20 protein-coding genes and 1 pseudogene are annotated in these 25428 nt (G+C 64.3%); 9 read left to right on the forward strand and 12 right to left on the reverse strand.

The genetic code is table 11. The annotated features are described in order from the left end of the window. From Q9451_RS22685 to Q9451_RS22705, 5 genes are read left to right on the forward strand one after another with little or no spacing between them, the layout of a single operon-like run. The gene (locus tag Q9451_RS22685) at positions 1–945 is read left to right on the forward strand and encodes a DUF58 domain-containing protein (protein WP_012271234.1); all 945 of its coding nucleotides are present in this window, start codon (positions 1–3) and stop codon (positions 943–945) included. Next, the gene (locus tag Q9451_RS22690) at positions 942–1436 is read left to right on the forward strand and encodes a DUF4381 domain-containing protein (RefSeq protein WP_012271233.1); all 495 of its coding nucleotides are present in this window, start codon (positions 942–944) and stop codon (positions 1434–1436) included. The genes Q9451_RS22685 and Q9451_RS22690 overlap by 4 nt, the downstream gene beginning before the upstream one ends. After that, complete coding sequence (locus Q9451_RS22695; RefSeq protein WP_345960787.1) at positions 1429–2505, forward strand: VWA domain-containing protein; 1077 nt, start codon at positions 1429–1431, stop codon at positions 2503–2505. Before Q9451_RS22690 ends, Q9451_RS22695 begins: the two co-directional genes overlap by 8 nt. After that, on the forward strand, positions 2502–4217 hold the full coding sequence (locus Q9451_RS22700) for a tetratricopeptide repeat protein (protein ID WP_012271231.1): 1716 nt from the start codon (positions 2502–2504) through the stop codon (positions 4215–4217). The genes Q9451_RS22695 and Q9451_RS22700 overlap by 4 nt, the downstream gene beginning before the upstream one ends. Beyond that, positions 4214–5848, forward strand: coding sequence for a BatD family protein (locus Q9451_RS22705; RefSeq protein ID WP_012271230.1), 1635 nt, complete (start codon positions 4214–4216; stop codon positions 5846–5848). The genes Q9451_RS22700 and Q9451_RS22705 overlap by 4 nt, the downstream gene beginning before the upstream one ends. Positions 5849–6405: 557 nt before the next feature. Here Q9451_RS22705 and Q9451_RS22710 read toward each other — a convergent pair. Then, positions 6406–6603: pseudogene (locus tag Q9451_RS22710) on the reverse strand (RHS repeat-associated core domain-containing protein); the annotation flags it as partial. A 268-nt stretch (positions 6604–6871) separates the two neighbouring features. Here Q9451_RS22710 and Q9451_RS22715 point away from each other — a divergent pair. From Q9451_RS22715 to Q9451_RS22725, 3 genes are read left to right on the forward strand one after another with little or no spacing between them, the layout of a single operon-like run. After that, on the forward strand, positions 6872–8110 hold the full coding sequence (locus Q9451_RS22715; protein WP_012271228.1) for an exonuclease SbcCD subunit D C-terminal domain-containing protein: 1239 nt from the start codon (positions 6872–6874) through the stop codon (positions 8108–8110). Further along, complete coding sequence (locus Q9451_RS22720; RefSeq protein ID WP_012271227.1) at positions 8107–11751, forward strand: AAA family ATPase; 3645 nt, start codon at positions 8107–8109, stop codon at positions 11749–11751. The genes Q9451_RS22715 and Q9451_RS22720 overlap by 4 nt, the downstream gene beginning before the upstream one ends. Then, a complete protein-coding gene (locus Q9451_RS22725; protein ID WP_012271226.1) occupies positions 11748–12341 on the forward strand; it encodes a glutathione S-transferase in 594 nt (197 codons plus the stop codon). Before Q9451_RS22720 ends, Q9451_RS22725 begins: the two co-directional genes overlap by 4 nt. A 132-nt stretch (positions 12342–12473) precedes the next feature. Here the strand turns inward: Q9451_RS22725 and Q9451_RS22730 are convergent, their stop codons facing one another. From Q9451_RS22730 to Q9451_RS22780, 11 genes are all read right to left on the reverse strand, one after another. Next, a complete protein-coding gene (locus Q9451_RS22730; protein ID WP_012271225.1) occupies positions 12474–12653 on the reverse strand; it encodes a hypothetical protein in 180 nt (59 codons plus the stop codon). Positions 12654–12775: 122 nt separating this feature from the next. Continuing rightward, positions 12776–13906 (reverse strand): lactonase family protein, encoded by a 1131-nt coding sequence (locus tag Q9451_RS22735; RefSeq protein ID WP_226343015.1) that lies wholly within the window; start codon positions 13904–13906, stop codon positions 12776–12778. After that, positions 13872–14162, reverse strand: a complete 291-nt coding sequence (locus Q9451_RS22740; protein WP_012271223.1) for a DUF5629 family protein — start codon at positions 14160–14162, stop codon at positions 13872–13874. The genes Q9451_RS22735 and Q9451_RS22740 overlap by 35 nt, the downstream gene beginning before the upstream one ends. 63 nt (positions 14163–14225) lie before the next feature. Continuing rightward, positions 14226–16601 (reverse strand): RND family transporter, encoded by a 2376-nt coding sequence (locus Q9451_RS22745; RefSeq protein ID WP_041166422.1) that lies wholly within the window; start codon positions 16599–16601, stop codon positions 14226–14228. A 20-nt stretch (positions 16602–16621) separates the two neighbouring features. After that, a complete protein-coding gene (locus Q9451_RS22750; RefSeq protein ID WP_345960788.1) occupies positions 16622–17650 on the reverse strand; it encodes a YCF48-related protein in 1029 nt (342 codons plus the stop codon). A gap of 184 nt (positions 17651–17834) precedes the next feature. Next, positions 17835–20492, reverse strand: a complete 2658-nt coding sequence (gene pepN / locus Q9451_RS22755; RefSeq protein WP_012271220.1) for an aminopeptidase N — start codon at positions 20490–20492, stop codon at positions 17835–17837. 13 nt (positions 20493–20505) lie between these two features. Then, a complete protein-coding gene (locus Q9451_RS22760; RefSeq protein ID WP_012271219.1) occupies positions 20506–21336 on the reverse strand; it encodes a DUF2797 domain-containing protein in 831 nt (276 codons plus the stop codon). Next, positions 21333–21593 carry a DUF1315 family protein gene (locus tag Q9451_RS22765; RefSeq protein WP_003260154.1) on the reverse strand — a complete coding sequence of 87 codons (261 nt, stop codon included), beginning with the start codon at positions 21591–21593 and terminating at the stop codon, positions 21333–21335. Before Q9451_RS22765 ends, Q9451_RS22760 begins: the two co-directional genes overlap by 4 nt. Positions 21594–21606: 13 nt before the next feature. Further along, positions 21607–22494, reverse strand: a complete 888-nt coding sequence (locus tag Q9451_RS22770; protein WP_012271218.1) for a rhomboid family intramembrane serine protease — start codon at positions 22492–22494, stop codon at positions 21607–21609. Continuing rightward, a complete protein-coding gene (locus Q9451_RS22775; RefSeq protein WP_012271217.1) occupies positions 22491–23462 on the reverse strand; it encodes a metallophosphoesterase in 972 nt (323 codons plus the stop codon). The genes Q9451_RS22770 and Q9451_RS22775 overlap by 4 nt, the downstream gene beginning before the upstream one ends. Continuing rightward, entirely contained in the window at positions 23462–24352 is an 891-nt protein-coding gene (locus tag Q9451_RS22780; protein ID WP_012271216.1) for an NAD(+) kinase, read from the reverse strand. Before Q9451_RS22780 ends, Q9451_RS22775 begins: the two co-directional genes overlap by 1 nt. On the opposite strand from Q9451_RS22780, the gene Q9451_RS22785 reads away from it, so the two are divergent. Then, a complete protein-coding gene (locus Q9451_RS22785) occupies positions 24351–25373 on the forward strand; it encodes a DUF1853 family protein (protein ID WP_041166421.1) in 1023 nt (340 codons plus the stop codon). The genes Q9451_RS22780 and Q9451_RS22785 overlap by 2 nt on opposite strands. Positions 25374–25428 lie beyond the last annotated feature (55 nt).

Raw genomic sequence — 25428 nt, forward strand, 5'->3', positions numbered from 1 at the left:
ATGCCCACTGCGCAGCTGACCGAACCTGGCATCCGCATCGGCCTTGCCGAGCTGATCGATATGCGCCACCGCGTGCGCGAAATCCAGCTGTTTTCCAAGCCCGGCCAGCGCAGCCCGCTGGTGGGCCTGCACCATTCCAAGCTGCGTGGGCGCGGCGTGGACTTCGACCAGGTGCGCGTGTACCAGGCCGGCGATGATGTGCGCAACATCGACTGGCGGGTCACTGCACGTACCCAGGAACCGCACACCAAGCTGTTCCACGAAGAGCGCGAGCGGCCAATCTTCATCCTCGTCGAACAAAGCCAGCGGCTGTTCTTCGGTTCGGGGCTGATGTTCAAATCGGTGCTGGCGGCCCAGGCCGCCGCACTGTTCGGCTGGGCCGCGCTGGGCCACAACGACCGCATCGGCGGCCTGGTGTTCGGCGACAACGAACACCACGAAATCAAACCCCGGCGCAGCAAACAAAGCCTGCTGCAATTGCTCAATCGCCTGGCCAAGGTCAACCAGTCGCTGCACACCGAGGCCACGCCCGGGGCCGACAGCCTCGGCCTGGCCCTGCGCCGTGCCCGCGAAGTGCTGCGCCCCGGCAGCCTGGCCATCGTGATCTGCGACGAACGCTCGCTCAGCGCCCAGGTGGAACAGCACCTGGCCATGCTCTCGCGGCATTGCGACCTGCTGTTGTTGCCGGTGTCCGACCCGCTCGACCATGCCCTGCCCGCCGCCGGCCTGCTGCGCTTCGCCCAGCGCAGCGCCCAGCTGGAGCTGGATACCCTCGACGCCAACCTTCGCCAGGCCTACCGCCAACAGGCCGAAGCACGCATCGAGCGCTGGGAGGTGCTGGCGCAAAAGCTGCGGGTGATACTGATGCCACTGAGCACGCAAAGCGAAATGATCGAGCAACTGCGCGAGTACCTGAACGCCCAGCGCCCACGGAGCGCGTCATGAACCCGCTCGATCAATTGCACCCGCTGATCGCTCCGGCACCGATCAGCCTGTGGCCACCGGCACCGGGCTGGTGGCTGCTAGTGGCCGTGTTACCACTGCTGGGCTGGGGCCTGTGGCGGCTGCGTCGCTGGCGCCCGGGCAAGCGCCGCATCGTGCGCGCCGAGCAACCTCTGGACCCGGTGCGCGTGGAAGCCCTGGCCGAGCTGGCCCGCCTGCCACGCCCGTACGACGGCGCCCCGGCGGGCGCCTGGCTGCAACAGATCAACGCCCTGCTCAAGCGCCTGTGCCGCAACCACTACCCAGGCGCCAATAGCCACACGCTCAACGGCCGCCAGTGGCTGGCATTTCTCGACAACCGTTGCCCGGCCGCCGGCCTGACCCGCTGGATGGTACTGGTCGAAGGCGCCTACAAACCCGAGTGCAAACTCGACGACAAGGCCATTGCCGGGCTCAGCCAAGCCGTCGAAACCTGGATCCGCAAGCATGTTTGAACTGGCCTGGCCGTGGGTCTTCGCCCTGTTGCCGCTGCCTTGGCTGGCGCGCCTGCTGCTGCCGGCCGCCGACAGTGGCGAGCCGGTACTCAAGGTAGGCTTCCTCAGTGAACTGGAAGGCCTGGCCGGGCGCCGTGCGCGGCTTAACCTGCCAACCTGGCGCCAGCAGGCGCCGTTCGTCGTCATCTGGCTGCTGCTGCTGTGCGCTGCTGCTCGCCCGCAATGGCTGGGCGAACCGGTGCCAGTGGCCGCCAGCGGCCGCGACCTGCTGGTAGCGGTAGACGTGTCCGGGTCGATGGACTTCCCCGACATGCAGTGGAAAAACGAAGACATCAGCCGCCTCGACCTGGTCAAAGCGCTGATGGGCGATTTTCTGCAAGACCGTGAAGGCGACCGCGTGGGGCTGATCCTGTTCGGCAGCCAGGCGTACTTGCAGGCGCCGCTCACCTTCGACCGACGCACCGTGCGCACCTTCCTCGACGAAGCGCAAATCGGTATCGCCGGCAAGAACACCGCCATCGGCGACGCCATTGGCCTGGCGGTCAAACGCCTGCGCCAACGCCCGGCTCAAAGCCGAGTGCTGGTGCTGATCACCGACGGTGCCAACAACGGCGGGCAGATCCACCCACTGACCGCCGCCCGCCTGGCGGCCCAGGAAGGGGTACGCATCTACACCATCGGTATCGGCGCCAACCCCGAAGCCAGTGGCACCCCCGGCCTGCTCGGCCTCAACCCGAGCCTGGACCTGGACGAGGCCGCCCTCAAGGAAATTGCCGACATCACCCACGGTGCATACTTCCGCGCCCATGACGGCGCCGAGCTGGACGCCATCGGCGACACCCTCGACCAGCTGGAGCCGGTGGCCCAGCAACCGACCCAAGCCCGCACTGCTCAGGCCCTGTACGCCTGGCCATTGGCCCTGGCGCTGCTGCTCAGCGTGCTACTGGCAGTGGCCGTGCAGTGGCCCGACAACCTGCTGCAACGCCTGCTGCGCAAGCCGCGTTTCCTGCAGCCGCACCCCGAATGGCGCCAGCGTTTGAAGCGCCTGCGCTTGAGGAGGCGGCGATGATCGACCTATGGCCGCAATGGCTGCGTCCGCTCTGGTTGCTGGCGGTGCCCCTGCTCGGCTGGCTGCTGTACAAGCTGTGGCACCGGCGCAAACGCGCCGGGCGCTGGCAGATGATTTTGCCGCCCGCCTTCCATGGCGTATTGCTGGGCGGTGGCAGCGGCAGCACCAGCAAATTGCCGTGGATAGCCCTGGGCCTGGCCTGGGCGCTGGTGATCCTGGCCTTGCTCGGGCCCAGCTGGCAGCGCGTGGAAGAAAGCCGCCAACGGCCGGCCGACCCACTGGTGATCCTGCTCGAACTGACCCCGCAGATGCTCGCCGAAGACAGCCCGCCCAACCGCCTGGAACAGGCCCGGCGCAAAATCCTCGACCTGCTTGAACACCGCCGCGACAGCCAGACGGCGCTGGTGGTGTATGCCGGGTCCGCGCACACCCTGGTGCCGCTGTCCGACGACCTGGCCACCACCCGCAACTTGCTCGAGGCCACCGACCCATCGATCATGCCCAAACCCGGCCAACGCGCCGACCTGGCCGTGCAAAAAGGCCTGGCGCTGCTGGCCCAGAGCGGGCTCGGACAAGGCCGCCTGCTGCTGATCGCCTCGGCCCTCAGCGCGCCAGAGCGCCAGGGCATTGCCCAGGCCCTCGGCCGCCAAGGCCCAAGCCTGCTGATGCTGGGCATCGGCAGTCGAGAAGGCGCCCCCGTGCGCCAGGCCAACGGCGAATACCTCAAGGACGACCAGGGCGGCATCCTCCTGCCACGTCTGGACAGCGCCAGCCTCAAAAGCTTTATCAGCGGCACTGGCGGGCGCTACAGGCATGCCCGTATAGACGACCTCGACCTGCGCGGACTGGGCCTGTTCGACAACCCACGGGGCGGGCGCAATGACGGCCAGACCCTGCAGCTGGACAGCTGGGCCGACCAGGGTTACTGGCTGCTGATCCCATTGCTGCTGCTAGCCGCCTGTGCCGGCCGGCGCGGCTGGCTGTTCTGCCTGCCTCTGCTGCTGGCCTTGCCGCAGCCCAGCCAGGCTTTCGAATTCAACGACCTGTGGCTGCGCCCCGACCAGCAAGGCCAGCGGCTGCTGGAGCAAAATCGCCCGGCCAGCGCTGCGCGCCACTTCCAGGACTCGCAATGGCGCGGCATGGCCTTGTACCAGGCCGGCGACTATGCCGGAGCCGCCGAAGCATTTTCCCAAGGCGACACCGCAGCCGCCCACTACAATCGAGGCAATGCCCTGGCCCACAGCGGCGAACTGGAAGCCGCCCTGGACGCCTACGAGCAAGCCTTGGAGCGTCAGCCCGACCTGCAAGCCGCGCTGGACAACCAGGCACTGGTGCAACAACTGCTGCAGCAGCGTGAAGCCAAGGCCGAGGAACAACCGCCCAGCAGTGATGCCCAAGGCACACCTGGCAGCGAAACCGAAGGCAACAGCAGCTCGGCTGGCAGCCCGGCCCAAGGCACACCCGGCAACGACCAGGAAGCCAACGCCGAACAAGCTGGCGAAAGCAGCAACAACCAAGCCGCACCCGGCAACCAGGCCGGGGGGGACGACAGCGTCATCCAGCCGCCACAGCGCCCGGTGTCCACCAACCTCGATACCGAACAGCGCCAGGCCCTGGAACAATGGCTGCGGGAAATCCCCGACAACCCGGCGGAGCTGCTGCGGCGCAAGTTCTGGTATGAACAGCAATTGCATCAGGAAAACCCACGATGAGTCGCTTCGGCGTCTTTCTCCTCACCCTGCTATGGGCCGTTCTGGCTCAGGCCGAACCGCTGCTGCAAGCCAGCGTCGACCGCACTCGCCTGGAGGCCGGCGAAAGCCTGGAACTGACCCTGGAAAGCCAGGACGTTACCCAGTTCGGCAAGCCCGACCTACGCGCCCTGGAAGGTGACTTCGAAGTGCGCGGCACGCGCCAGCTGAACAGCTTGCATACCCTCGACGGCGAAACCCGCGCCAGTACCCGCTGGATCATCACCCTGCTGCCACGGCGCAGCGGCAGCCTGCGCATTCCCGAGCTGCAACTGGGCCAGTCGCACAGCCAGGCCATCGAACTGCAAGTGCTGCAAGCCGATGCCAGCCGCCCGGACAGCGCCTCACAGGTGTTCATCGAGGCCACCCTCGACAGCAACGACGTCTATGTCCAGGCACAGGCCGTGCTCACCCTGCGCATCTACCACTCGGTAGCCCTGTACGACGACAGCAGCCTGACCCCGCTGCAACTGGAGAACGCCAAGGTCGAGCCACTGGGCGAATCACGCACCTATGAAAAGGAAATCAACGGCGTGCGTCACGGCGTGATCGAAACCCGCTATGCAGTGTACGCCCAGCAAAGCGGCAGCCTCGACATCCCGCCACTGACGTTCACCGCCACGGCCGCCGCCAGCAACGACGAGGCGCCACAGGCCAACGGCACCGCTCGCGCCGGCCGCCAGGTGCAGGTCAGCTCGCTGCCGTTGCGCCTCACCGTACGGCCTGTTCCGGCCGCTTGGCCCGCCGGCGTGCCGTGGCTGCCAGCGCGCAACCTGACCCTGGAAGAGCACTGGAACCCCGACCCCGGCAGCCAGAAGGTGCAAATTGGCGACTCACTGACGCGCAACATCACCTTGCGTGCCGAAGGCTTGTCCAGCACCCAACTGCCGCCGCTGCCGGCCACGGAGATCATCGGCCTGCGCCGCTACCCCGACCAGCCGCTGTTGCGCAACGAAATCAACGAACGCGGCATGACCGCCAACCGCGAAGAGCGCGAAGCCCTGGTGCCCACCCACGCCGGCACGTTGGCCTTACCGGCGCTGGAAGTGGCCTGGTGGAACACCCGCGAAGACCACTTGGAACACAGCAGTTTGCCAGCGCGCACCTTGAACGTGCAGGACAACCCGGCGCTGAGCGCCGACACCCCGGTGGGCGAAAACAGCAACGCCAGTACCCTGCTGTGGCCTTGGCAGCTAGCCACACTGCTGTTCGCCCTGACCACCGTGCTGGGCTTTGCCCTGTGGTGGCGCGCCCGCTCGCGGCCTGCGGTGCTGCGTGCCGCGCAGAACGGGCCAAGCCCGCGTACCCTGCTGGATGACCTCAAGCGCGCGTGCCAGGCCAACGACCCACAGGCCACGCGCCAGGCGCTGGATGCCTGGGCCCGGCAACAGCCGGAAACCCTGGCCGAGATGGCGGCGCGCTTCGTGCCGTTGTCGGATGCGCTGGATGGGTTGAACGGGGCGTTGTACAGCGAGAGTGGCCAATATTGGCAGGGGGAGGATTTGTGGCGGGCGATCGGGACGATTCCGCCGGCCGAGCAGGTGCTGTTGCCGGCGGGTGAGACCGGCACCTTGCCGCCGCTTTATCCCAAGTAACGCGCTGCCTGCACGATCCCTGTGGGAGCGGCCTTGTGTCGCGATGGGGTGCGAAGCGCCCCCCCCCAGGACCTTCGCATCATCGCAAGATTGCCGGGGCCGCTTGCGGCCCTTTCGCGACACAAGGCCGCTCCTACAATGAACAGCGCATCACTCTAGCGAGACTGGGTGTTGCTACTTTCGCGCAACTCCATACCCAAGTCGACAACTGATTTTGTAACAGTCGTGGTACTACGCAGCATTGGCGGAAAAGGATCAGTCGTATTCAACAATGCGTTGATCATCGGTGTATCCGATGTAACCGGCAGATCCAGAACCCGCTTATTCGCTTTGACAAGATGTTGAGATTCAGTAGCCGCTAAAACTTTTACAATGGCTAACTGCTTGTTGTGCAGCCTGTTATTCGCTTGCCCATCGCTCGCAATTTTTCTTTTAGTCATCTGCTCCCCTAGCTTATTGAACTCAACCTTCAGCGCCTGACTTGTCCACGCGGGGTTTAACGGTTTTCGGAAAGCACGCCTTGTAGGGACACCTCTAATGAATGCATCGCCTGTGCGCCCGCTTGGATCGCACCTGTTGAGTGGGTCATTCGAACAATACGCATAGCTATTGAAGCCACCCTCACCGAAAGGGCTGAAGCTGTCCGGCGACCAGAAGCGCATCAGAACCGGGCGGAACGCCCGATACCCATTGCCCAACAGGTAACTCGCCAACTCGACGGCCAGCCGCTCACCATTGAAACCAAGTACCGTGCTATTCGATGGCCAATCGGAGTACCCGTATGCCGTGTAGACCTGCGTCAATGTTGCCATTGCCCAGCCTCATTCAAGTGAGCCAGTTGCAGACTGCTCGAGCACAATTTTTCAGCCATGAACAACGGCAAGGCAACTGACAAAAATGCCAGGCGAGCGCGGCCCATGTAGCCGCGGCCTTGTGTCGCGATTGGGCCGCACAGCGGCCCCACGCTTGGGTTACCATACCGCCCTTCCCCCGCTTGCCCGATTCGACACCAACAGGTCATCCATGCGTCTGTTTCATACCTCCGACTGGCACCTGGGCCAAAGCCTGCACGGCCAGGAACGCGACTTCGAACACGCCTGCTTCCTCGACTGGCTGCTCGGCCAGCTGCACCTGCGTCAACCCGATGCGCTGCTGATCGCCGGCGATATCTTCGACACGGTCAACCCGCCGGTCAAAGCCCAGGAACGCCTCTACGACTTCATCGTCCAGGCCCACGAGCAACAGCCCAAGCTGGACATCGTGATGATCGCCGGCAACCACGACTCGGGCTCGCGCATCGAACTGCCCGCCGCGCTCATGCGGCGCCTGCGCACCCATGCCCTGGGCCGTGTGCACTGGCTGGACGAAGGCCAGCTGGATGCCGAGCGGCTGCTGATTCCGCTGACCAACGGCCGTGGCAAGGTCGCTGCCTGGTGCCTGGCCCTGCCTTTCCTGCGCCCGGCTGAAGTGACCGGCCCGCACCTGGGTGACGACTACCTGCAAGGCATCACCCAGGTGCACCAGCAACTGATCGCCGCCGCGCAAAAAAAGCGCAAGAAAGACCAGGCGCTGATCGCCATCAGCCATGCACACATGGCCGGTGGATCCGTGTCGGAAGACTCCGAACGCAGCCTGATCATCGGCAATGCCGAGGCGCTGCCGGCCAAGCTGTTCGACAAGGCCATCAGCTACGTTGCCCTGGGCCACCTGCACAAACCGCAGAAGGTCAACCGCGAAGAGCGTATTCGCTACAGCGGCTCGCCGATTCCGCTGTCGTTCGCCGAAATCAACTACCCACACCAGGTGCTGGAAGTGGAGCTGGACGGCGCTGGCCTGGTCAGCGTCGAACCGCGCCCGGTACCGCGCGCGGTAGCCCTGCAACGGGTGGGCCCGGCACCGTTGGGCGAGCTGCTGCAGCAACTGGCCGACCTGCCGGTGATCGACCTGCTCGAAGACCCCAACCGCCAACCCTGGCTGGAAGTGCGGGTTGTTCTGGACGAGCCGCAACCCGACCTGCGCCAGCAAATCGAAACCGCGCTGGAGGGTAAGGCGGTACGGTTGATCCGCATCAGCGCCGAATACGCTGGCCGCACCAACGCCGAAGATGACGACTTGGCCTTTGTCGAACTGGCCCAGATGACCCCGCAAGATCTGTTCAGCCGTGCCTGGGAGCAAGCCTACGGCAACCCCGCCGACGAGCAGGCGCTGGCCGACTTCGCCCTGCTGTTGCAGGACGTGCAGCAGGAAGAGGAACAGCCATGAAGATTCTCGCCATCCGCCTGAAGAACCTGGCATCGCTGGCCGGCCCGGTCGAAATTGACTTCACCGCAGAACCCTTGGCCAGCGCGGGCCTGTTCGCCATCACCGGGCCGACCGGTGCCGGCAAGAGCACCCTGCTCGACGCCTTGTGCCTGGCGTTGTTTGGCACCGTGCCACGGCTCAATGACATCGGCCGAGAGGCCAAGGTGCCGGATGCCGACGGCGAAATCCCCACGTCAGACCCGCGCAACCTGCTGCGCCGTGGCACCGGCAGCGGTTTTGCCGAGGTCGATTTCGTCGGCATCGATGGCCGCCGCTACCGTGCCCGCTGGGAAGCCAACCGCGCCCGCGACAAAGCCAACGGCAAACTGCAACTTAGCCGCCAGAGCCTCTACGATCTCGACAGCGAGCAAGTACTGGCCAGCGCCAAGAACGAGTTCAAGCCACTGGTCGAGGCCAGTCTGGGCCTGAACTTCGAGCAGTTCACCCGTGCAGTGATGCTGGCCCAGAGCGAGTTCGGCGCGTTCCTCAAGGCCGACGACAAAGAGCGCAGCGAACTGCTGGAAAAGCTCACCAACACCGCCATCTACACCCGCCTGGGCCAGCGCGCCTTCAGCAAGGCGCGTGAAGCCGGCGAGGCGCACAAAGCCCTGAATGACCGCGCCAGCCACTTGTTGCCGATGGCCGTCGAAGCCCGTACCGAGCTCGACCAACGCCTGGAGCAGGCGCAGCAACAGTTCAAGGCCGACCAAACCGGCGAGCGCCAACTTGAGCAGCAACGCAGCTGGCTGAATGAGCAACGCCAGCTGCAAGCCCAGCACGTCGAAGCCGGCACCGCACTGCAGGCCGCTGAACAGGGCTGGCAGTTGCTGGCCGAACCCCGCCTGGACTTGGTACGCCTGGAGCGCCTGGCGCCACAACGTCACCAATTTCATCGCCAACAGGCACTCAGCGCACAACTGGCGCCAGTGGCCGCGAAAATTGCCGAGCAGCAACAGCAGCAAGACGCACTGCAGGTGCGTACCCACGAGCTGGAGCAGGCGCTGAACGCTGCCCGCCAAGCGCTGGCCGATCGCCAGGCCCAGCATGGCGAAAACACCCCACGCCTGCGCCAGGCCTTTGCCGCCCAGGACAACCTGGCCCGCCTGGACCAGGAGTTGGCCGCCCAGCGCAGCAGCAACCAACAGGCTGAACAGCAAGTCGCTGACGGCCAGCAGCAGCTGCAGCAGTTGGAAGACAATCAGCAGCGCAGCCTGCAGCAACTGGCACAGATCGACACCGCGCTTGCCGACAGTCAGCACCTGGCGGGCCTGGCCGATGCCTGGCACGCCTACTTGCCGCAACTTAAACAGGTGATGCTGATAGGCGGCCGCCTGAGCAAAGGCCGCGACGAGCTGCCCGGCCTGCAGGCCCTGGCCAGCCAGGCCAATGCACACTTGCAGGCCGAGCGTGACGCCTACGACCTGCTGTTCCGCGAGGCCAAGGCCGAACCACAGGCCCTTGCCGAGCAGATCGACCTGCTGGGCGGCATGCTGCAGGACAACCGCAAGCAGCAGCGCGCCGTCGAGGAACTGTCGCGCCTGCACGCCCGTGAACGGGAGCTGCGCCAGCAGTTGGACGCCGCGCGCGAACGGCAGCAGCAGGCCATGCAGCAGCGCCAGCAGCTGATTACCGAGGGCACCGCCGCCAAGGCCGAGCTGGAGGCCGCCGAACAGGCGCTCACCCTCACCCGCCAGTTGCTGGAGCGCCAGCGCCTGGCACGCAACACCAGCGTCGAAGAACTGCGTGGCCAATTGCGCGACGGCGAACCCTGCCCGGTATGCGGCAGCGCCGAACACCCGTTCCATCAGCCCGAAGCGCTGCTGCAGAGCCTGGGCCGCCATGACCAGGCCGAAGAAGACGCCGCCCAGAAACAGGTCGAAAGCCTCAACAGCAAACTGGTGGAGCTTCGTACCCAGCTGGGTGTGGTCAATGCTCAACTCAAGGACTACCAGCAGCAACAGCAACACCTGAGCGAACAGCTGCAGCCAATAGTGGCCCAGGTACAGGCGCACAGCCTGTGGCCTGCCCTCGCCCCGCAGGACGACATCGCCCGTAGCACCTGGCTCGACAGCCAACTGCGGCGCCTGGACGAACACATCGGCCAGGACGAGAAGCGCCAAAAAGTCCTGCTAGCCCTACAAAAAGACGCCGCCCGCCTCAACCAGCAACTGCAGGCCGCCCACGACGCCCAGCAGCAGGCCCAGCGCCACCTGGAGCAACAGCACCAGGCCCTGGCCAACGATGAGCAGCAGTTGCAGCAAGGCCTGAGCGACCTGGCCGGGGTTCTGCCCGAGGAAGCCCTCAAGGCCCTGAACGAAGACCCGGCCAATGCCTTCCTGGCCCTTGACCAGCAAATTGCCCTGCGCCGGCAACACCTGGAACAGCGCAAGGACGAACAGGAAGAACAGCAAGCCCGCCAAACCCAGCTGGACAAACTGCGCGACCAACAACAGGCGCGCGTGCAAGGCCAGCAGCAGTTGCAACAAAAGCTGGCTACCCTCGACGAGCAACGCCAGCAAGCCCAGGCCTCGCTCGGCGAGCTGCTCGGCGAACATGCCAGCGCCGAAGCCTGGCAACAGCACATGGACACCGCGCTGGAGCAAGCCCGTGCCCTTGACGCCGACACCGCCCAGCGCCTGCAGGAACTGCGCACCCAGGGCGTACAACTGGCCAGCGAGCTCAAGGCCAATGCCCAGCAGCAACAGGCGCTGACCAGCGAATGCCAGCAGTTGCAGGGCCAGATCACCCAATGGCGCAGCGAGCACCCGGAACTGGATGACGCCGGGCTGGACCGCCTGCTGGGCATGGATGATGCCCAGGTGAATGAACTGCGCCAGCGCCTGCAAAACGCTGAAAAGGCCATCGAACAAGGCCGGGTGCTGCTGCAGGAACGTGAGCAGCGCCTGCAGCAGCACGCCGCGCAAATGACCGTGGACACCTCGGTCGAAGCCCTGGAGCAAGCCCTGACCGAGCTACGCGAGCGCCTGACCCTGCACGAGCAACAGTGCGCAGAATTGCGCGCGCTGCAGGCCGACGACCAGCGCCGGCAGCAGGCCCACCAAGCACTGGCGGCAGAAATCGATGAGGCTCGCCAGCAATGGCAACGCTGGGGTCGCCTGAATGACCTGATCGGTTCGGCTTCGGGCGACGTGTTCCGCAAGATTGCCCAAGGCTACAACCTCGACCTGCTGCTGCACCACGCCAACGCCCAGCTACGCCAGCTGGCCCGCCGCTACCGCCTCAAGCGCGGCGGCAGTGCCCTGGGCCTGCTGGTACTGGATACCGAGATGGGCGACGAACTGCGTTCGGTGCACTCGTTGTCGGGCGGGGAAACCTTCCTGGTATCGCTGGCCCTGGCCCTGGGCCTGGCGTCAATGGCCTCCAGCACCCTGCGCATCGAATCGCTGTTCATCGACGAAGGCTTCGGCAGCCTCGACCCCGAGTCGTTGCAACTTGCCATGGACGCCCTCGACGGCTTGCAGGCCCAAGGCCGCAAGGTGGCGGTGATTTCCCACGTGCAGGAAATGCACGAGCGCATCCCGGTGCAGATCCAGGTGCGGCGCCAGGGTAATGGCCTGAGTGACGTGGAGGTGTGTGGGTGATCCTCTACTCGTTCCGCCGCTGCCCCTGGGCCATGCGCGCGCGCCTGGCCTTGCGCTACGCCGGCTGCGCGGTGGAAGTACGCGAGGTGGCGATGAAGAACAAGCCGGCAGAATTGCTGGCCTTGTCGCCCAAAGGCACGGTGCCGGTGCTGGATACCGGTGCCGGAGTGCTGGAAGAGAGCCTGGACATCATGCGCTGGGCGCTGGCGCAAAATGACCCGCAGGATTGGCAACTGCAAGCAGACCCTGCGGCGGCGCAGCACGCTGAAGCCCTGATTGCGCGCAACGACACTACGTTCAAGGCGCAGGTGAACCTGTACAAGTATGCCGAGCGTTACCCGGCGTATCCCCGCGAGCATTACCGCCAACAGGCCGAAGCCTGGTTGGCGGAACTCGAAGGCCTGCTGACGGGGCGAGCCTATTTGCTGGCCGATCACCCAAGCCTCGCCGATGCCGCGTTGCTACCCCTGATGCGCCAGTTTGCCGGGGTCGAACCGCAGTGGTTCGCCGAGGCGGCTTATCCGCAAGTGCGGAGCTGGCTGGAGGGGTGGCTGGCTTCGGAGCTTTTTAAGTCGGTAATGGCCAAGTAATCAGCTTTCGACTTTACGCGGAGCCCTGTGGGAGCGGATTTATCCGCGAAGCAGGTCGCGCGGTGCATGGCAAGGGCTTCGCCCTTGTTCGCGGGTAAACCCGCTCCCACAGGGTACGCGTGAGGCTTGGCATCAGTGGTTGTGCTTGCCACTGAGGGCCGCATGGAAATTGGCACTCTGGCGCAGGTACTGCTCGGTGTAACTGTGGGTTGCAGAAGCCTTGCCGCTGCTGTCGGCATGGGCGTGCGCTGGCAGTACGACCGATGCGGAAATGGCGGATGCGGCAATGACCGGGAAGAGATTGAAGTTCATCTGGGCTGACCTCGACGGCGGTGGTTTGACAGTGGCCCGTTTGGGCCTTGGGTCAAACTTACGCCGCCGACGCCGAACGCAAAAATTCATTGCAGCAGTATCGATTATCACGCCGATCGATATCACTCGATGAACTTCAGGTCCGAAGGTGCTTCCTGCTTCAGTGTCTGCACCGTCTCCAGCAGCTTGCCACTGCGCGGATCGCGGCGCATCACCACGATCTGGTTGCTCTTCTGGTTGGCCACCAGCAGGAAGTTGTCACTGGGGTCCAGGGCAAACTCACGGGGATGATCACCTTCCACCGAGCGACGTTGCAGAAACGCCAACTGGCCATCGTCCTTGCCCACACTGAACACAACGATTTCGTTGGCCGTTCCGCGATTGCTCACGTACAGGAAGCGCCCATCCGCCGACAGGTGCAAGCCTCCCGCCGCCTTGGCCGCAGGGTCCTGCTGTTCGGCCAGCGGCAAGCGCTGGCGCTCGAGCAAGGCATCGTCCTTGACATCGAACATCACCACTTCGCCACTCATTTCCAGCGTCAGGTAGGCATGCCGGCCCTTGGCGTCAAACAGCAGGTGACGCGGCCCGCTACCTGGCGGCAAGTCCACCGAGGCCGGGATTGCCGGGCTCAACGGCTTGTCCACACTGGCACCGTCGTAGCGGTAGATGAACACCTTGTCTGCACCCAGGTCGCAGGCATACACATGCTGGCCATCGGGCGACAGCACCAGTGAATGCACGTGGGCACCGGCCTGACGCTCGGGGTTGACCCCACTTGCCTTGTGCCGGGCCTGTTGCACCACGGCCTTGAGCTTGCCGTCCTTGGCCACCGGGATCACCACCAGGCTGCCGCCGGGGTCGGGCTTGACCGCGTAGTTGGCCACAAACAGGTAACGCTGGTCACGGCTGAGGCTGGCGTGAGTCGGTTCGTCACCTTGGGTGGCCACCTGGTTGAGCGGCTTGATCTCACCCTTGGCACTGACGCTGAAACTACTGGCATGCCCACCCTGGGTTTCATTAACCGCGAACAGCAGGCGCTGGTCGGCCGACAGCACCAGCCATGAAGGGCTGACGCTCTTCACCACTTGTTGCGGTGTGGGGTCGATGTGGCCGGCCTTTTCATCGAACTGGTAGCGGTAGATACCCTGGCTGGCGCCATCGGTGTAGCTGCCCACCAGCAAGGTGGCGGCGTGGGCATTGATTGTCAGGCTCATCAGGCTAGCGGTCAGCAGGCTCGTCCAGGTCCGGTTCATCTTGGTCTTCATCCGGGGCGCGAAAGGCACTCATACAGACTAGCCGATGCGCGCCGTTGGCATCGTTGAGTTGCCACTCATCGCCGGTGGCAACGGCGCCGGCGACTTGCTCGGGGGTGAATGACCAGCGGCGCAGTTGGCGGCCGTCCATGCATTCGATGGTAAGGCCGGACTCATCGGTGGTGAAGTCGAAGGCGTGCAGGCCGTCGATGAGGAGCATGTCGCAGGACTGCAGGGCGTTGGCGAGGGGGGACATGGGGGTACCTGTGGAAGAAGTGGCGGCATTATAACCTGGGGCCGCAAAGCGGCCCCCTGCCATTTAATGGGCGAAAATCGACCCACCCTCCTTGCCCACCATTTTTTCAGGCTTGATGAGGAACCGCGCCAGGGCCGGCAGCAGCCACAGCGCGCCAAACATGTTCCACAGCAGCATGAAGGTCAGCATCAAGCCCATGTCCGCCTGGAATTTGATCGCCGAGAAAATCCAGGTGCACACGCCGATGGCCAGGCACAAACCGGTGAACAACACTGCTTTACCGGTCGAACGCAGGGTCTGGTAGTACGCTTCCTGCAACGGCAAGCCGGCGCGCAGGAAGCTTTCCAGGCGGCTGTAGATGTAGATACCGTAGTCCACGCCAATTCCCACACCCAGCGCCACCACCGGCAAGGTCGCCACCTTCACCCCGATGCCCATGTAGGCCATCAGTGCGTTGCCCAACACCGACGTCAGCACCAGCGGCAGCACGATGCACAGCGTGGCGGCGAACGAGCGGAAGGTGATCAGACACATCACTGCCACGCAGATGTACACCAGGATCAGGATGGTCAACTCGGCTGACTTGATCACTTCGTTGGTCGCAGCCTCGATCCCGGCGTTGCCCGCTGCCAGCAAGAATTGCAGGCCCTCCTTGTTGTGGCTGTCGGCAAACGCCTTGGCCACGGCGGTAACCCGCTCCAGGGTTTCAGCCTTGTGGTCGTTGAGGAACACCAGCACGGGTGCCAGTGAGCAGTCACCGTTGTACAGGCCGTCGGCACGAGCAATGGAGTTGTTGAGGATGTCCGGGTTACGCGACAGGGTTTCCCATTTCAGGCTGCCCTCGTTCATGCCCTTGATCACCTGCTTGGACACGGTCACCAGGGAAATAGCCGACTGCACGCCCGGCGTGTTCTGCATGGTCCACATCAGCTCGTCGATCGGTGCCATGGTCGAGTGGACAGAGCACTTCTCCGACGGGGTCTTGACCATGATCACCAGCACGTCGGAGCTGGTCGAGTAGTTGCTGATGATGAAGTTGTTGTCCTGGTTGTAGCGTGAGTCAGGGCGCAACTCCGGCGCGCCCTGGTCGAGGTCGCCGATCTTCAGGTTCTGGCTGTACCACAGGCCACCGGCGAAGGCGACCAGTGCCAACAGCACCGAAACCGGCGCCACCTTGGCACTGGCAAAGTTCGACAACAGCCGCCAGAACGGGTGCTCGCGCGTCGCGTCCTTCTTGCTGCGCTCGATGGCCTTCTTGCTGATGCCAACGTAGGAAATGGCCACCGGCAACAGGATCAGGTTGGTGAACACGATCACCGCCACGCCAATGGAGGCGCCGATGGCCAGCTCGCGAATCACCCCAATGTCGATGATCAGCAGGGTGATGAAGCCCACCGCGTCGGCAAGGATAGCGATCATCCCCGGCAGGAACAGCTGGCGGAAGGTACGCCGTGCCGCGGTCAGGGCGTTGTCGGCGTCACTCGACTGCAAGGCAATACCGTTGATCTTCTGCACCCCATGGGAAATACCAATGGCGAAGATCAGGAACGGCACCAGCATCGAGTACGGGTCCAGGCCAAAGCCCACCGCATGCATCAGCCCCAACTGCCAGACCACCGCCACCAGGGTGGTGATGAGCACGGCGATGGTGCTGCGGATACACCAGGTGAACCAGTACAGCAGTACCCAGGTGATGGCCAGCGCGACGCCGAAGAACATCGCCACCATCACCAGGCCATCGATCAAGTCACCGACCTTCTTGGCGAAGCCGACGATGTGAATTTTCACATTGGGGTTTTGTGCCTGGAACTTGTCGCGGACCTTCTCTTCAAGCAGGTGCGAGAACTGTTGGTAGTCCAGTTTCACCTGTTTGCCTGGGTCTTGCGGGTCGGGATAGCTTTCCAGCAGCGGTACATCGACGATGCTGGACTTGAAATTGTTGCCCACCAGGCGCCCCACCTGGCCGGACTTGAGCACGTTGTCACGCAGGGTGTCGAGGCTGTCCTGCGAGCCGTTGTAGGTGTTGGGGATTACCTCGCCACCGGAGAAGCCCTCTTCGGTGACCTCGCTCCAGCGCACACTGGGGCTCCACAGCGACTTCAGCCCGGCACGGTCGACACCGGGGATGTAGAACACTTCGTCATGGACCTGGCGCAGGGTCTCCATGTAGTCCTTGTCGAAGATATCGCCGTTCACCGCCTCCACCGAGATGCGCACGGTGTTGCCCAGGTTGGCCAGGTCGTTGCGGTGCTCCATCATCTGCTCGATGAACGGGTGCTGCAGCGGGATCATCTTCTCGAAGCTGGTGGACGGGCGAATCTGCGTGGCCTGCCAGAACAGGAAAATGCTGACCAGCACGCACAGGGCGATGACCACGGGGCGATTGTTGAAGATCAGGCGTTCAAGCAGCGTGGCCTTGTCCTGGTGATGCGGGTGCATGGTAATGCTCTCCCTGCTGGTCATCGGCTCACCCCCTCGGCGCCCTGGGCATCAGCCAGGTGTACGCCACCCTGCCCCACCAACAGCAGGCCGCCGTTGGCCAAGCCACTGACGCCGGCCAGGGCGATGCGGTCGGCACGGTTGTACACGCGGAAGGTTTGCCCATCATCGGTGCTGCGCAACACACTGCCGCCATTGCCGACCAGCACCAGGCTGCCATCATCGACAAGCGTAGCGCCTGCCAGGCCGAATTCGAGGTTACCGCGTGCGGCCTTGAGTTCGATCGGCTGCCAGCTGTCACCGAAGTCGCTGGAGCGGAACAGGTTGCCGCGCAGGCCGTAGGCCAGCAGTGTTTGCGGTTTGGCGGTACCGATCACGCCGAACAGCGAGCCCTCGTAGGGGCCCTGTACCTTGGCCCACGTCTGGCCGTTGTCGGCGGAGCGGAACATGCCGCCCTGCTCGCCGACGATGAACAGGCCGGCTTCGCGCACCCGAGCGATGCCGTTCAGGTGCAACTGGTCGGGGTTGTCCAGCCGCTCGGCCACGTCTTGCCAGTGCTGGCCACCGTCGGTGGTTTCCAGCAAGGCGCCGTAGGCCCCCACGGCAAAGCCGTGCTGGGCGTCGAGGAAGGTGACATCGAGCAAGGGGGCTTCACGGGCGAGGTCTTCGTTTTGCTTGCTCCAGGTCGCGCCGCCGTCGCTGCTGGCGAGGATCTGCGCGTCATGGCCGACTGCCCAACCACGCTTGTCGTCGAGGAAGTACACCGCCGTGAGCAGTTGCCGGGTCGGTACACGGGCTTGGGTCCAGGTGCTGCCCTGATCATCGGAGAACAGGATATGGCCACGATCACCCACCACCACCAGGCGCTTGCCAGCATGGGTGGCGCCGATCAACAGGCTTTGGCTGGCCTTGGCCGATTCGGTGGAATATTCGTCGGCCCCGGCGGCCTGGGCACTGTCGGCCCACACCCCCAATGCCAGTGCCAGCACTGCGCTGGCCGCCCATGGCCAGGCACCACGCCTGGCTGGCGCCTGTAGCTGTTCCCTCATGACTGCCCCCTGTTGTGTTCTTGTTGGTGGGTCAATGCATTGCAGGTACTGCGAAAAGCCTGATCTAGAGGCCTGCAATAGCTTGAGGGGATCGTAGCGGGGATGTTTGCGGGAATACAACGGGCGGGGTGTTATGTTTTGTTATCCGGGAATGCAGGGGGCTGCTGCGCAGCCCCCTTGGCCCTTAAGCCAGGCTCTTGCTCACAACCTCGTACACATCACTGGACAGCTCACCAGAAGCGAGAATCCGCTCCAGCTCACCTTTCATCAGGGCCTGGCGCGCCTCGTCATACTTGCGCCAGCGGGTCAGCGGCGCAAGTTGGCGCGAAGCAATCTGCGGGTTCAGTGCATTCAGCTCGATCACCAGGTCCGCCAGGAAGCGATACCCCGAGCCATCGGCCGCATGGAAGTTGACCAGGTTCTGACCGGCAAAAGCACCGATCAGCGCACGCACCTTGTTCGGGTTCTTCAAGGTGAACGCCGGGTGCTGCATCAGCGCCTTGACCCGCGCCAGCCCGCCCGGCAAGGCGCTTGCCGCCTGCACGCTGAACCACTGGTCCATGACCAGCGGGTTGTCCTTGAAGTGCTCGGCAAAGGCTTCCAGCGCCTTGGCACGCTCGGCTTCGAACGGCGAGTTGACCAATACTGCCAGCGCGGTCAGGCGCTCGGTCATGTTGTCGCAGTGCTCGAACTGCTCCAGGGTCGCTTCCAGCACCTGCGGCTTGCCGCTCTGCATCAAGTACGACAGGGCGATGTTCTGCAAGCTGCGGCGGGCAAAGTGCTCGGCAGACGCCACATACTCGGTGCTGCGCGACACTTCTCGGTTGGCCTGATAGCGCGCCCACAGGGCGTCGAACAGTTGCTCGGCGATCTGCTGGCGGGCGAATTCGCGGGCGGCGTGGATGGCGTCCACATCGGCCACCTGGCTGATCTCGGTGAGGTAGGCCTCACCCGGCAGCGAGAGCATTTCGGCAACCATGGCCGGGTCCAGCGACTCGTTGCCGAGCACGGTGCCCAGGGCGGTGATCAGGCGCTGGTCGAGCTTCAGCGCTTCGCCGCGCTGATGCTGGCCGATCAGCTCCTGCAACACCTGCACCGACAACTGCTGGCCCGCTTCCCAGCGGTTGAAGCCGTCGCTGTCGTGCTGCATCAGGAACATCAGCTGGTCGCGGTCGTAGGGGAAGCTCAGCTTCACCGGGGCGCTGAAGCCACGCAGCAGCGATGGCAGCGGTTTGGCCTGGATGCGCTGGAAGGTGAAAGTCTGCTCGGCTTCGGTCACCGACAGCACGCGGCTGGTGCCCTGCGCCGTCGCTTCACCGGCCAGTTGCAGCGGCAGGTCGTTGCCTGCGGCGTCCAGCAGGCCCAGCTCCACCGGGATCACGAACGGCAGTTTTTCAGCCTTGTCCGGGGTTTGCGGGCAGCTCTGGCGGAACGTCAGGCTGTAGGCCTGCGCAGCGGCGTCATAAGCTTCGCTGACCTCCAGGCGCGGGGTGCCGGCCTGGCTGTACCAGCGTTTGAACTGGGTGAAATCGACGCCGTTGGCATCCTCCATGGCCTTGATGAAGTCGTCGGTGGTCACCGCCTGGCCATCATGGCGTTCGAAGTACAGGTCGCTGCCCTTGCGGAAGCCTTCGGCACCCAGCAAGGTTCGCACCATGCGCACCACTTCGGCGCCCTTCTCGTACACGGTCAGGGTGTAGAAGTTGGAAATTTCGATGAAGCTGTCCGGGCGCACCGGGTGGGCCATGGGGCCGGCGTCTTCGGCGAACTGGTGGGTGCGCAGGTAGGCGACGTCTTCGATGCGCTTGACCGTGCGCGAGTTCATGTCGGCGCTGAACTCGGCATCGCGGAATACCGTGAAGCCTTCTTTGAGCGACAGCTGGAACCAGTCACGGCAAGTGACACGGTTGCCCGACCAGTTGTGGAAGTACTCGTGGGCGACCACGCCTTCGACGCGCTGGTGCGCGGCATCGGTGGCGGTCTCGGCACGGGCCAGCACACAGCTGGAGTTGAAGATGTTCAGGCCCTTGTTTTCCATGGCGCCCATATTGAAGTCGTTTACCGCGACGATCATGAAGATGTCCAGGTCGTATTCACGGCCATAGACTTCTTCGTCCCAACGCATGGACTTCTTCAGGCTGACCATGGCGTGGTCGCACTTGTCGATGTTCTCGGGTTCAACATAGATGCGCAGGATCACGTCACGGCCGGACTGGCGGGTGAAGGTGTCCTCTACGCACCACAGGTCGCCGGCCACCAGGGCGAACAGGTACGCCGGCTTCATGAACGGGTCTTCCCAGGTCGCCCAGTGGCGGCCGTCTTCGGCCGGCCCGCTGCCGATCGGGTTGCCGTTCGACAGCAATACCGGGTAGCGATGCTGCTCGGCGATCACCGTGGTGGTGAACGTGCTCATCACGTCCGGGCGGTCGAGGTAGTAGGTGATCTTGCGGAAGCCCTCGGCCTCGCACTGGGTGCAGAACATCTTGCCCGACTTGTACAGGCCTTCCAGCGCGGTGTTGCTCTCGGGGTGGATCTTCACGCTGGTGTCGAGGGTGAACCGCTCGGCCTTGGGGTGCAGCGTCAGGCTGTCGGCTTCAAGCTGGTAGTCGCCCGCCTGCAGTTCCAGGTCGTCCAGCGAGGCCCGCAGCAATTCCAGCTGCTGACCGTCGAGCACCAGTGGCGGCAGGCCGGCACCGCGTGCCGGGTTGCGGCGCATGACCAGTTGCGCGTGAACCAGGGTGTGGTCCTCGAACAGCTCGAAGGTCAGGTGCGTCTCGTCGATCAGGTACTCGGGCGCCTGGTAATCCTTGAGGTAGATCACTTGCGGTTGTTCGGTACGCATGTGCAGGTCCTTTTTACTGGAGCACGGCCAACTGGTAGGCCGTGTACTTGCGAATGTTGATCACACCGGTGTCGAAGATCAGGTACTGGCCCTTGATGCCCAGCAGCGTGCCTTCGGCCACCGGGTCCTTGTCGAGGTTGAAGCTGACGATCTTTTTCGGGTAGGCCTCGACCGGGTACTTCATCTGCACCACTTCGGCATCGGGCAGCGGCTGGATCGCTTGCAGGCCAAAGCGCCCCTGCAGCTCGCGCAGGCCGTCGGCGCAGGCATCGAAGATCTGCTCGCGGATGGCGGGCAGGTCGAGCACCTCGGCGTCGCCCTTGAGCAGCGCACGCCAGTTGGTGCGGTCCGGCACCTGACTGCGCAGCACGTCTTCGACCAGGCCCGACTGCTGACGAGTAGCCACGCGCATGATCGGCAGGGCCTGGCTGGCACCCTGGTCGAGCCAACGGGTGGGCAACTGGGTGGCGCGGGTGATGCCGACCTTGATCCCCGAAGAGTTGGCCAGGTAGACCACGTGGTCGGTCATGCAGAACTGTTCACCCCACGACGGTTCGCGGCAGGTGCCGGCGTCGTAGTGGCATTTTTCCGGGGCCATGATGCACACGTCGCACTGGGCCAGCTTGGTCATGCAGGGGTAGCAGTAACCCTGGCTGAAGCTGGTCTTGGTGCGCTTGCCGCAATGGCTGCAGTGAATGGCGCCGAGGTATTCCAGGCGCAGACGCTGGCCGATCAGCGGGTTGACCGGCACCTGTGTGTCATCCAGGCGGAAGCTGTACTGCACCACCGGCGCCTGCAGGCTTACCGCCATTTTGCTCAACGAGCCACGAGCGAGTTCGATCAATGTACCGAGTCCGACTTGAACAGAATGTTGGCGATCGGCGCGGACTTCGATGCGCATTCCTGCGGGCCCATGTAGCCGGTACGCTGGTCTTCAGGCAGGTTTTTCATTTCCCAGGCGATGACCGCTTGCAGCGACAGCTCTTTCTGCTCGGCAGTGAGCTTGCGGCCATCCGACCATTTGCCGATTTCCACGGCCAGTTTCAGGCTCTCGTAGATTTCCGGGGTGATGTTTTCAATCATTTGCGCGAAAGTGGACATACAGTCTCCTGATTCAAGCCGACAGTTTACGCCGGGCCAGCGCCCCACCCAAGAGCCCGGTCAGGCATCCGATGAGCAGCCCGCCGACGTGGGCGGCATTGGCGATCTGGCCAAGGCCGAGGGTGCCGACCACACCGGTCAGGCACACCACCAGCCAGATCAGCATCATCACCAGCACACCCTTGGGCAGGTTGAAGTAACGGTTGGGCGCCAGCCACTGGAACAGCCACACATGCCCGAGCAGGCCGTACAGCACGCCGGACAGGCCGCCAAACAGGCTTGGCCCGCTGGTGTAGTGCTGGGCCAGGTTGGAAACCAGGCTGAACAACAGGGTCAGGCCCAGCAGCATCCAGGGCCCTTGGCGCAGCTCGATGCGCTTGCCCAGCTCCCAGTACCACAGGCTGTTCATGGCCAGGTGCAGCACGCCGAAATGCAGCAGCATGGGCGATACCAGGCGCCACCACTGGCCTTCGTCCAGGCTTTGCGCCAGCGAGCTGAAGTACAGGTAGTCGCCCTGGACGCGGAAGTCGAGGAAAGTGAACCAGCTGATGGTGGTGAAGTTGTCACCCAGGCTGGTGAGGCCGGCGACAATGAAGCACAGCAGCAGAGTGAGGGTGGTGACCTTGCAGGCTTTGGCTTGTTCTACCAGGGAGGGTTGTGCGGGGCTATTCGCGGGCAGGCCCGCTCCCCCAGGGTCCTGTGCAAGTTCGAGGTCGGCGTTGCCGTCGGGGTAGCGCTGGTACAGCTGCAGCACGTCTTGGGCCAGGGTATCGGGGGCCCAGAGGACCTGGGCATCGCCCTCCTCGCTGACCCGGTGTGGCACCTGCAGGCGCTGCAGCAGGTGAACGAAGCCGCTGAGGTCGACCGACAGCGGCAGGCGCATCACTTCGATAATGTTCATTGGTTGGCCTGTGGGCGGTCGACGTCGACCCAGACGAACTTGTGCGGGTCGATGCGGGTTTCATCATCCAGCCGGTAGGCGGCCAGCTTGCCGTAGAGCACGGCGCTGTAGTCCAGGCAGGCCAGGTTGGCGCGGATCGGCGCCGGGCGGCCGCTGCGCCAGTAATGGCCAACGAACAGCAGCGGCTCGTCTTCGTCATAGCGCAGCAAGGCGTTCTTCTGGCTGTGGCTGAGCGGGGTACTGGCCACCTCCGCGGGCAGGGCATCGGGCTGGAACACGATGTCGCCATAGGTTTGCGGGTCTTCTTCCCAGAACTTGGTGCGGAAGAACGCCCGGGTCAGGCCATCACCGCCAGTCAGGGTCAAGCCGTCCGGCAGGCGCATGTCGGTACCGCGCAACAGGCGGTTGCACACGGTGTCGGCAAAACTGCCGCTGACCGCCGAAGCCTGGATGAAATGTTCATCGATGCGCCCGTCGGGGTATTGCTGGCGCAGCGGCTCGATCAGGCGCGGGTCCCAGCAGGCGTGCACCAGGCGGAAACGCCCAGCGTCAACGAACAGTGGCAGTTGGTAGAACCAGTTGACGAAGTCGTGCCAGTCGCCGGGGTGGTGGGCGAACTGGGTCAGGGTTTCATCGATCAGCCGGGCATGGCGTGGCGTGTGTTCACGTACATAGGCCTTGCCGCTGCCGGGCAGCGCCGGGGTCACCCAGCCCAGGGCGTTGTACTCGTGGTTGCCCATGATGCAGAACGCCTGACCGGCTTCGACCATGTCGTGGACGATGTGCAGCGCCTCGCGGATACGCGGCCCACGGTCGACGATATCACCGAGGAACAACGCCTGGCGTCGCGGGTGGCGCCACACGCCGGCCACGCGCTTGTATCCGAGAGTGTCGAGCAGGCGTTCAAGGGTCAGCGCACAGCCGTGCACGTCACCGATGATGTCGAAACTTCGCGCCGGATCGAACATCAGTCGTCCCTGCTCCCCAGGCGGCTGCCCCACCCCAGCTTGGTGCGGCAGACCTCGTAGTAATTGTGGTCCAACGGGTGGATCAGGCGCAGTTTCTGCGGTTTCTTGCTCACCGTGATGGTGTCGCCGGGGGCGCAGGTGAAGTGATTCTGGCCGTCACAGGACACCTGCGGGTAGATCTGCAGGTCCTTGGAGACCACGATCTTCAGCTCGCTGTTGCCATCGACCACGATCGGCCGCCCCGACAGGGTGTGCGGGTACATCGGCACGATCACGATAGCGTCGAGCTTGGGGTGCATGATCGGCCCACCGGCCGACAGCGCATAGGCGGTGGAGCCGGTGGGGGTGGCGACGATCAGGCCGTCGGCCTTTTGGCTGCAGACGAACTGGCCGTCGATGTAGATCTCGAACTCGATCATGCGCGTGGACTTGCCGGGGTGCAGCACCACGTCGTTCAGCGCATCACCCTGGCCGATGGCTTCGTGGTGGCGGCGCACCTCGGCTTGCAGCAGGAAGCGGTTTTCTACCAGGTAGTGGCCATCGAGCACCTGGGCGACCTTCTCTTCCAGCTCGTCGGGGCGGATGTCGGTGAGGAAGCCCAGGTTGCCACGGTTGATGCCCAGCACCGGAATGTTGTGCCGGGCCAGGGCACGGGCAGCACCCAGCAGGCTGCCGTCGCCGCCGACCACGATGACCAGGTCGCAGACCTCGCCCAGCAGCTTGCGGGTGGAGGTTTGCAGGCCATGGCCAGGCAGCACTTCGGCGATGGTGTCCTCGAGGATCACGTGCAGGTGGCGATCGAGGAGAAATTTTTTCAGTCGGCGAATGGTGTCGAGCACCTGCGAGCTGCCAAGGCGACCGATGATACCGATATTGCGAAATTGCTCCATGGGGCTCCTGCGAGGCTCTGCGGCGGGTGACGATGCGCCGATTATGGGCGAAAGCACCGGGCAGCGGCAAACCGGCTATGCTCGCAGGATGACGCCATTCACCTTGCTCCAAGACCTGCCCCGACAATTGCAGCGCCCCGCCGTGCGCGATTTGGCCTGGGCCCTGCTGTCGCCGCCACTGCTCAGCGCCCCGCCCTGCCCCCAGCGCCACCCGCTGGCAGGCAGCCTGTGGGCGCAGCAGCCACAACGCCTTGAACAGTGGTTGCGCGGGCTGGATGACGACGACCGCCCGTTGCGCGAATGGCTGGCGAAACTGGGCAGCCGGCGCCTGGGGCATTACTACGAACGCCTGTGGCAATTCGCCCTGGGCCAGGCGCCGGGCATCGAACTACTGGCGGCCAACCTGGCGATTCGCGACGGCGGGCGCACCTTGGGCGAGCTGGACGTGGTACTGCGCGACGGCGACGGCGTGCACCACCTGGAACTGGCGATCAAGCTGTACCTGGGCCCTGAAGGCGGCGGGCTCAACCCGCACACCTGGCTGGGCCCAGGCTGCCATGACCGGTTGGGGACCAAGCTTGCGCACCTGGCCGGGCACCAGTTGCCCATGTCCAAGGGCGCGCACAGCCGCGAGCTGTTGGCCACGCTGGGGGTTGAGCAGGTGCAGGCCCATGTATGGCTGGGCGGCTATCTGTTCTATCCGTTGCCTGGGCATGCCGAGCCACCCGCTGGGGCCAACCCGCAGCACTTGCGCGGGCGCTGGGTGCGATGGCGGGACTGGGAGATGGCAGAGGGTGAGCATTGGCAGCCGCTGCAGCGGCATGCCTGGCTGGCACCGGCGCGGGTCGAAGCAGGTGAATGCTGGACGGTGGAGCAATTTGCGGCATGGTTGCATGTGCTGGAGCGGCAAGCGCCGGCACAGTTGCTGGTGAGGTTGGAGCAGGCGGGTGATGGTGTATGGCAGGAGGTGGAGCGGGTGTTTCTGGTGGCTGACAATTGGCCATTTTTACCCGAGGCATGATGTCGCCCGTTAAAAAGGGCGGTGCAGGCAACACAATTTTCACAGACCCAGCGCA

This window comes from Pseudomonas sp. NY8896 (assembly GCF_039634505.1).

What these genes read in the sequence shown, in the direction of transcription:
- Q9451_RS22685 (WP_012271234.1), top strand. Translation starts at nt 1, where the DNA reads ATGCCCACTGCGCAGCTGACCGAACCTGGCATCCGCATCGGCCTTGCC.
- Q9451_RS22690 (WP_012271233.1), top strand. Translation starts at nt 942, where the DNA reads ATGAACCCGCTCGATCAATTGCACCCGCTGATCGCTCCGGCACCGATC.
- Q9451_RS22695 (WP_345960787.1), top strand. Translation starts at nt 1,429, where the DNA reads ATGTTTGAACTGGCCTGGCCGTGGGTCTTCGCCCTGTTGCCGCTGCCT.
- Q9451_RS22700 (WP_012271231.1), top strand. Translation starts at nt 2,502, where the DNA reads ATGATCGACCTATGGCCGCAATGGCTGCGTCCGCTCTGGTTGCTGGCG.
- Q9451_RS22705 (WP_012271230.1), top strand. Translation starts at nt 4,214, where the DNA reads ATGAGTCGCTTCGGCGTCTTTCTCCTCACCCTGCTATGGGCCGTTCTG.
- Q9451_RS22715 (WP_012271228.1), top strand. Translation starts at nt 6,872, where the DNA reads ATGCGTCTGTTTCATACCTCCGACTGGCACCTGGGCCAAAGCCTGCAC.
- Q9451_RS22720 (WP_012271227.1), top strand. Translation starts at nt 8,107, where the DNA reads ATGAAGATTCTCGCCATCCGCCTGAAGAACCTGGCATCGCTGGCCGGC.
- Q9451_RS22730 (WP_012271225.1), bottom strand. Translation starts at nt 12,653, where the DNA reads ATGAACTTCAATCTCTTCCCGGTCATTGCCGCATCCGCCATTTCCGCA.
- Q9451_RS22735 (WP_226343015.1), bottom strand. Translation starts at nt 13,906, where the DNA reads ATGAACCGGACCTGGACGAGCCTGCTGACCGCTAGCCTGATGAGCCTG.
- Q9451_RS22740 (WP_012271223.1), bottom strand. Translation starts at nt 14,162, where the DNA reads ATGTCCCCCCTCGCCAACGCCCTGCAGTCCTGCGACATGCTCCTCATC.
- Q9451_RS22745 (WP_041166422.1), bottom strand. Translation starts at nt 16,601, where the DNA reads ATGCACCCGCATCACCAGGACAAGGCCACGCTGCTTGAACGCCTGATC.
- Q9451_RS22750 (WP_345960788.1), bottom strand. Translation starts at nt 17,650, where the DNA reads ATGAGGGAACAGCTACAGGCGCCAGCCAGGCGTGGTGCCTGGCCATGG.
- pepN (WP_012271220.1), bottom strand. Translation starts at nt 20,492, where the DNA reads ATGCGTACCGAACAACCGCAAGTGATCTACCTCAAGGATTACCAGGCG.
- Q9451_RS22765 (WP_003260154.1), bottom strand. Translation starts at nt 21,593, where the DNA reads ATGTCCACTTTCGCGCAAATGATTGAAAACATCACCCCGGAAATCTAC.
- Q9451_RS22770 (WP_012271218.1), bottom strand. Translation starts at nt 22,494, where the DNA reads ATGAACATTATCGAAGTGATGCGCCTGCCGCTGTCGGTCGACCTCAGC.
- Q9451_RS22775 (WP_012271217.1), bottom strand. Translation starts at nt 23,462, where the DNA reads ATGTTCGATCCGGCGCGAAGTTTCGACATCATCGGTGACGTGCACGGC.
- Q9451_RS22785 (WP_041166421.1), top strand. Translation starts at nt 24,351, where the DNA reads ATGGGGCTCCTGCGAGGCTCTGCGGCGGGTGACGATGCGCCGATTATG.
- Q9451_RS22780 (WP_012271216.1), bottom strand. Translation starts at nt 24,352, where the DNA reads ATGGAGCAATTTCGCAATATCGGTATCATCGGTCGCCTTGGCAGCTCG.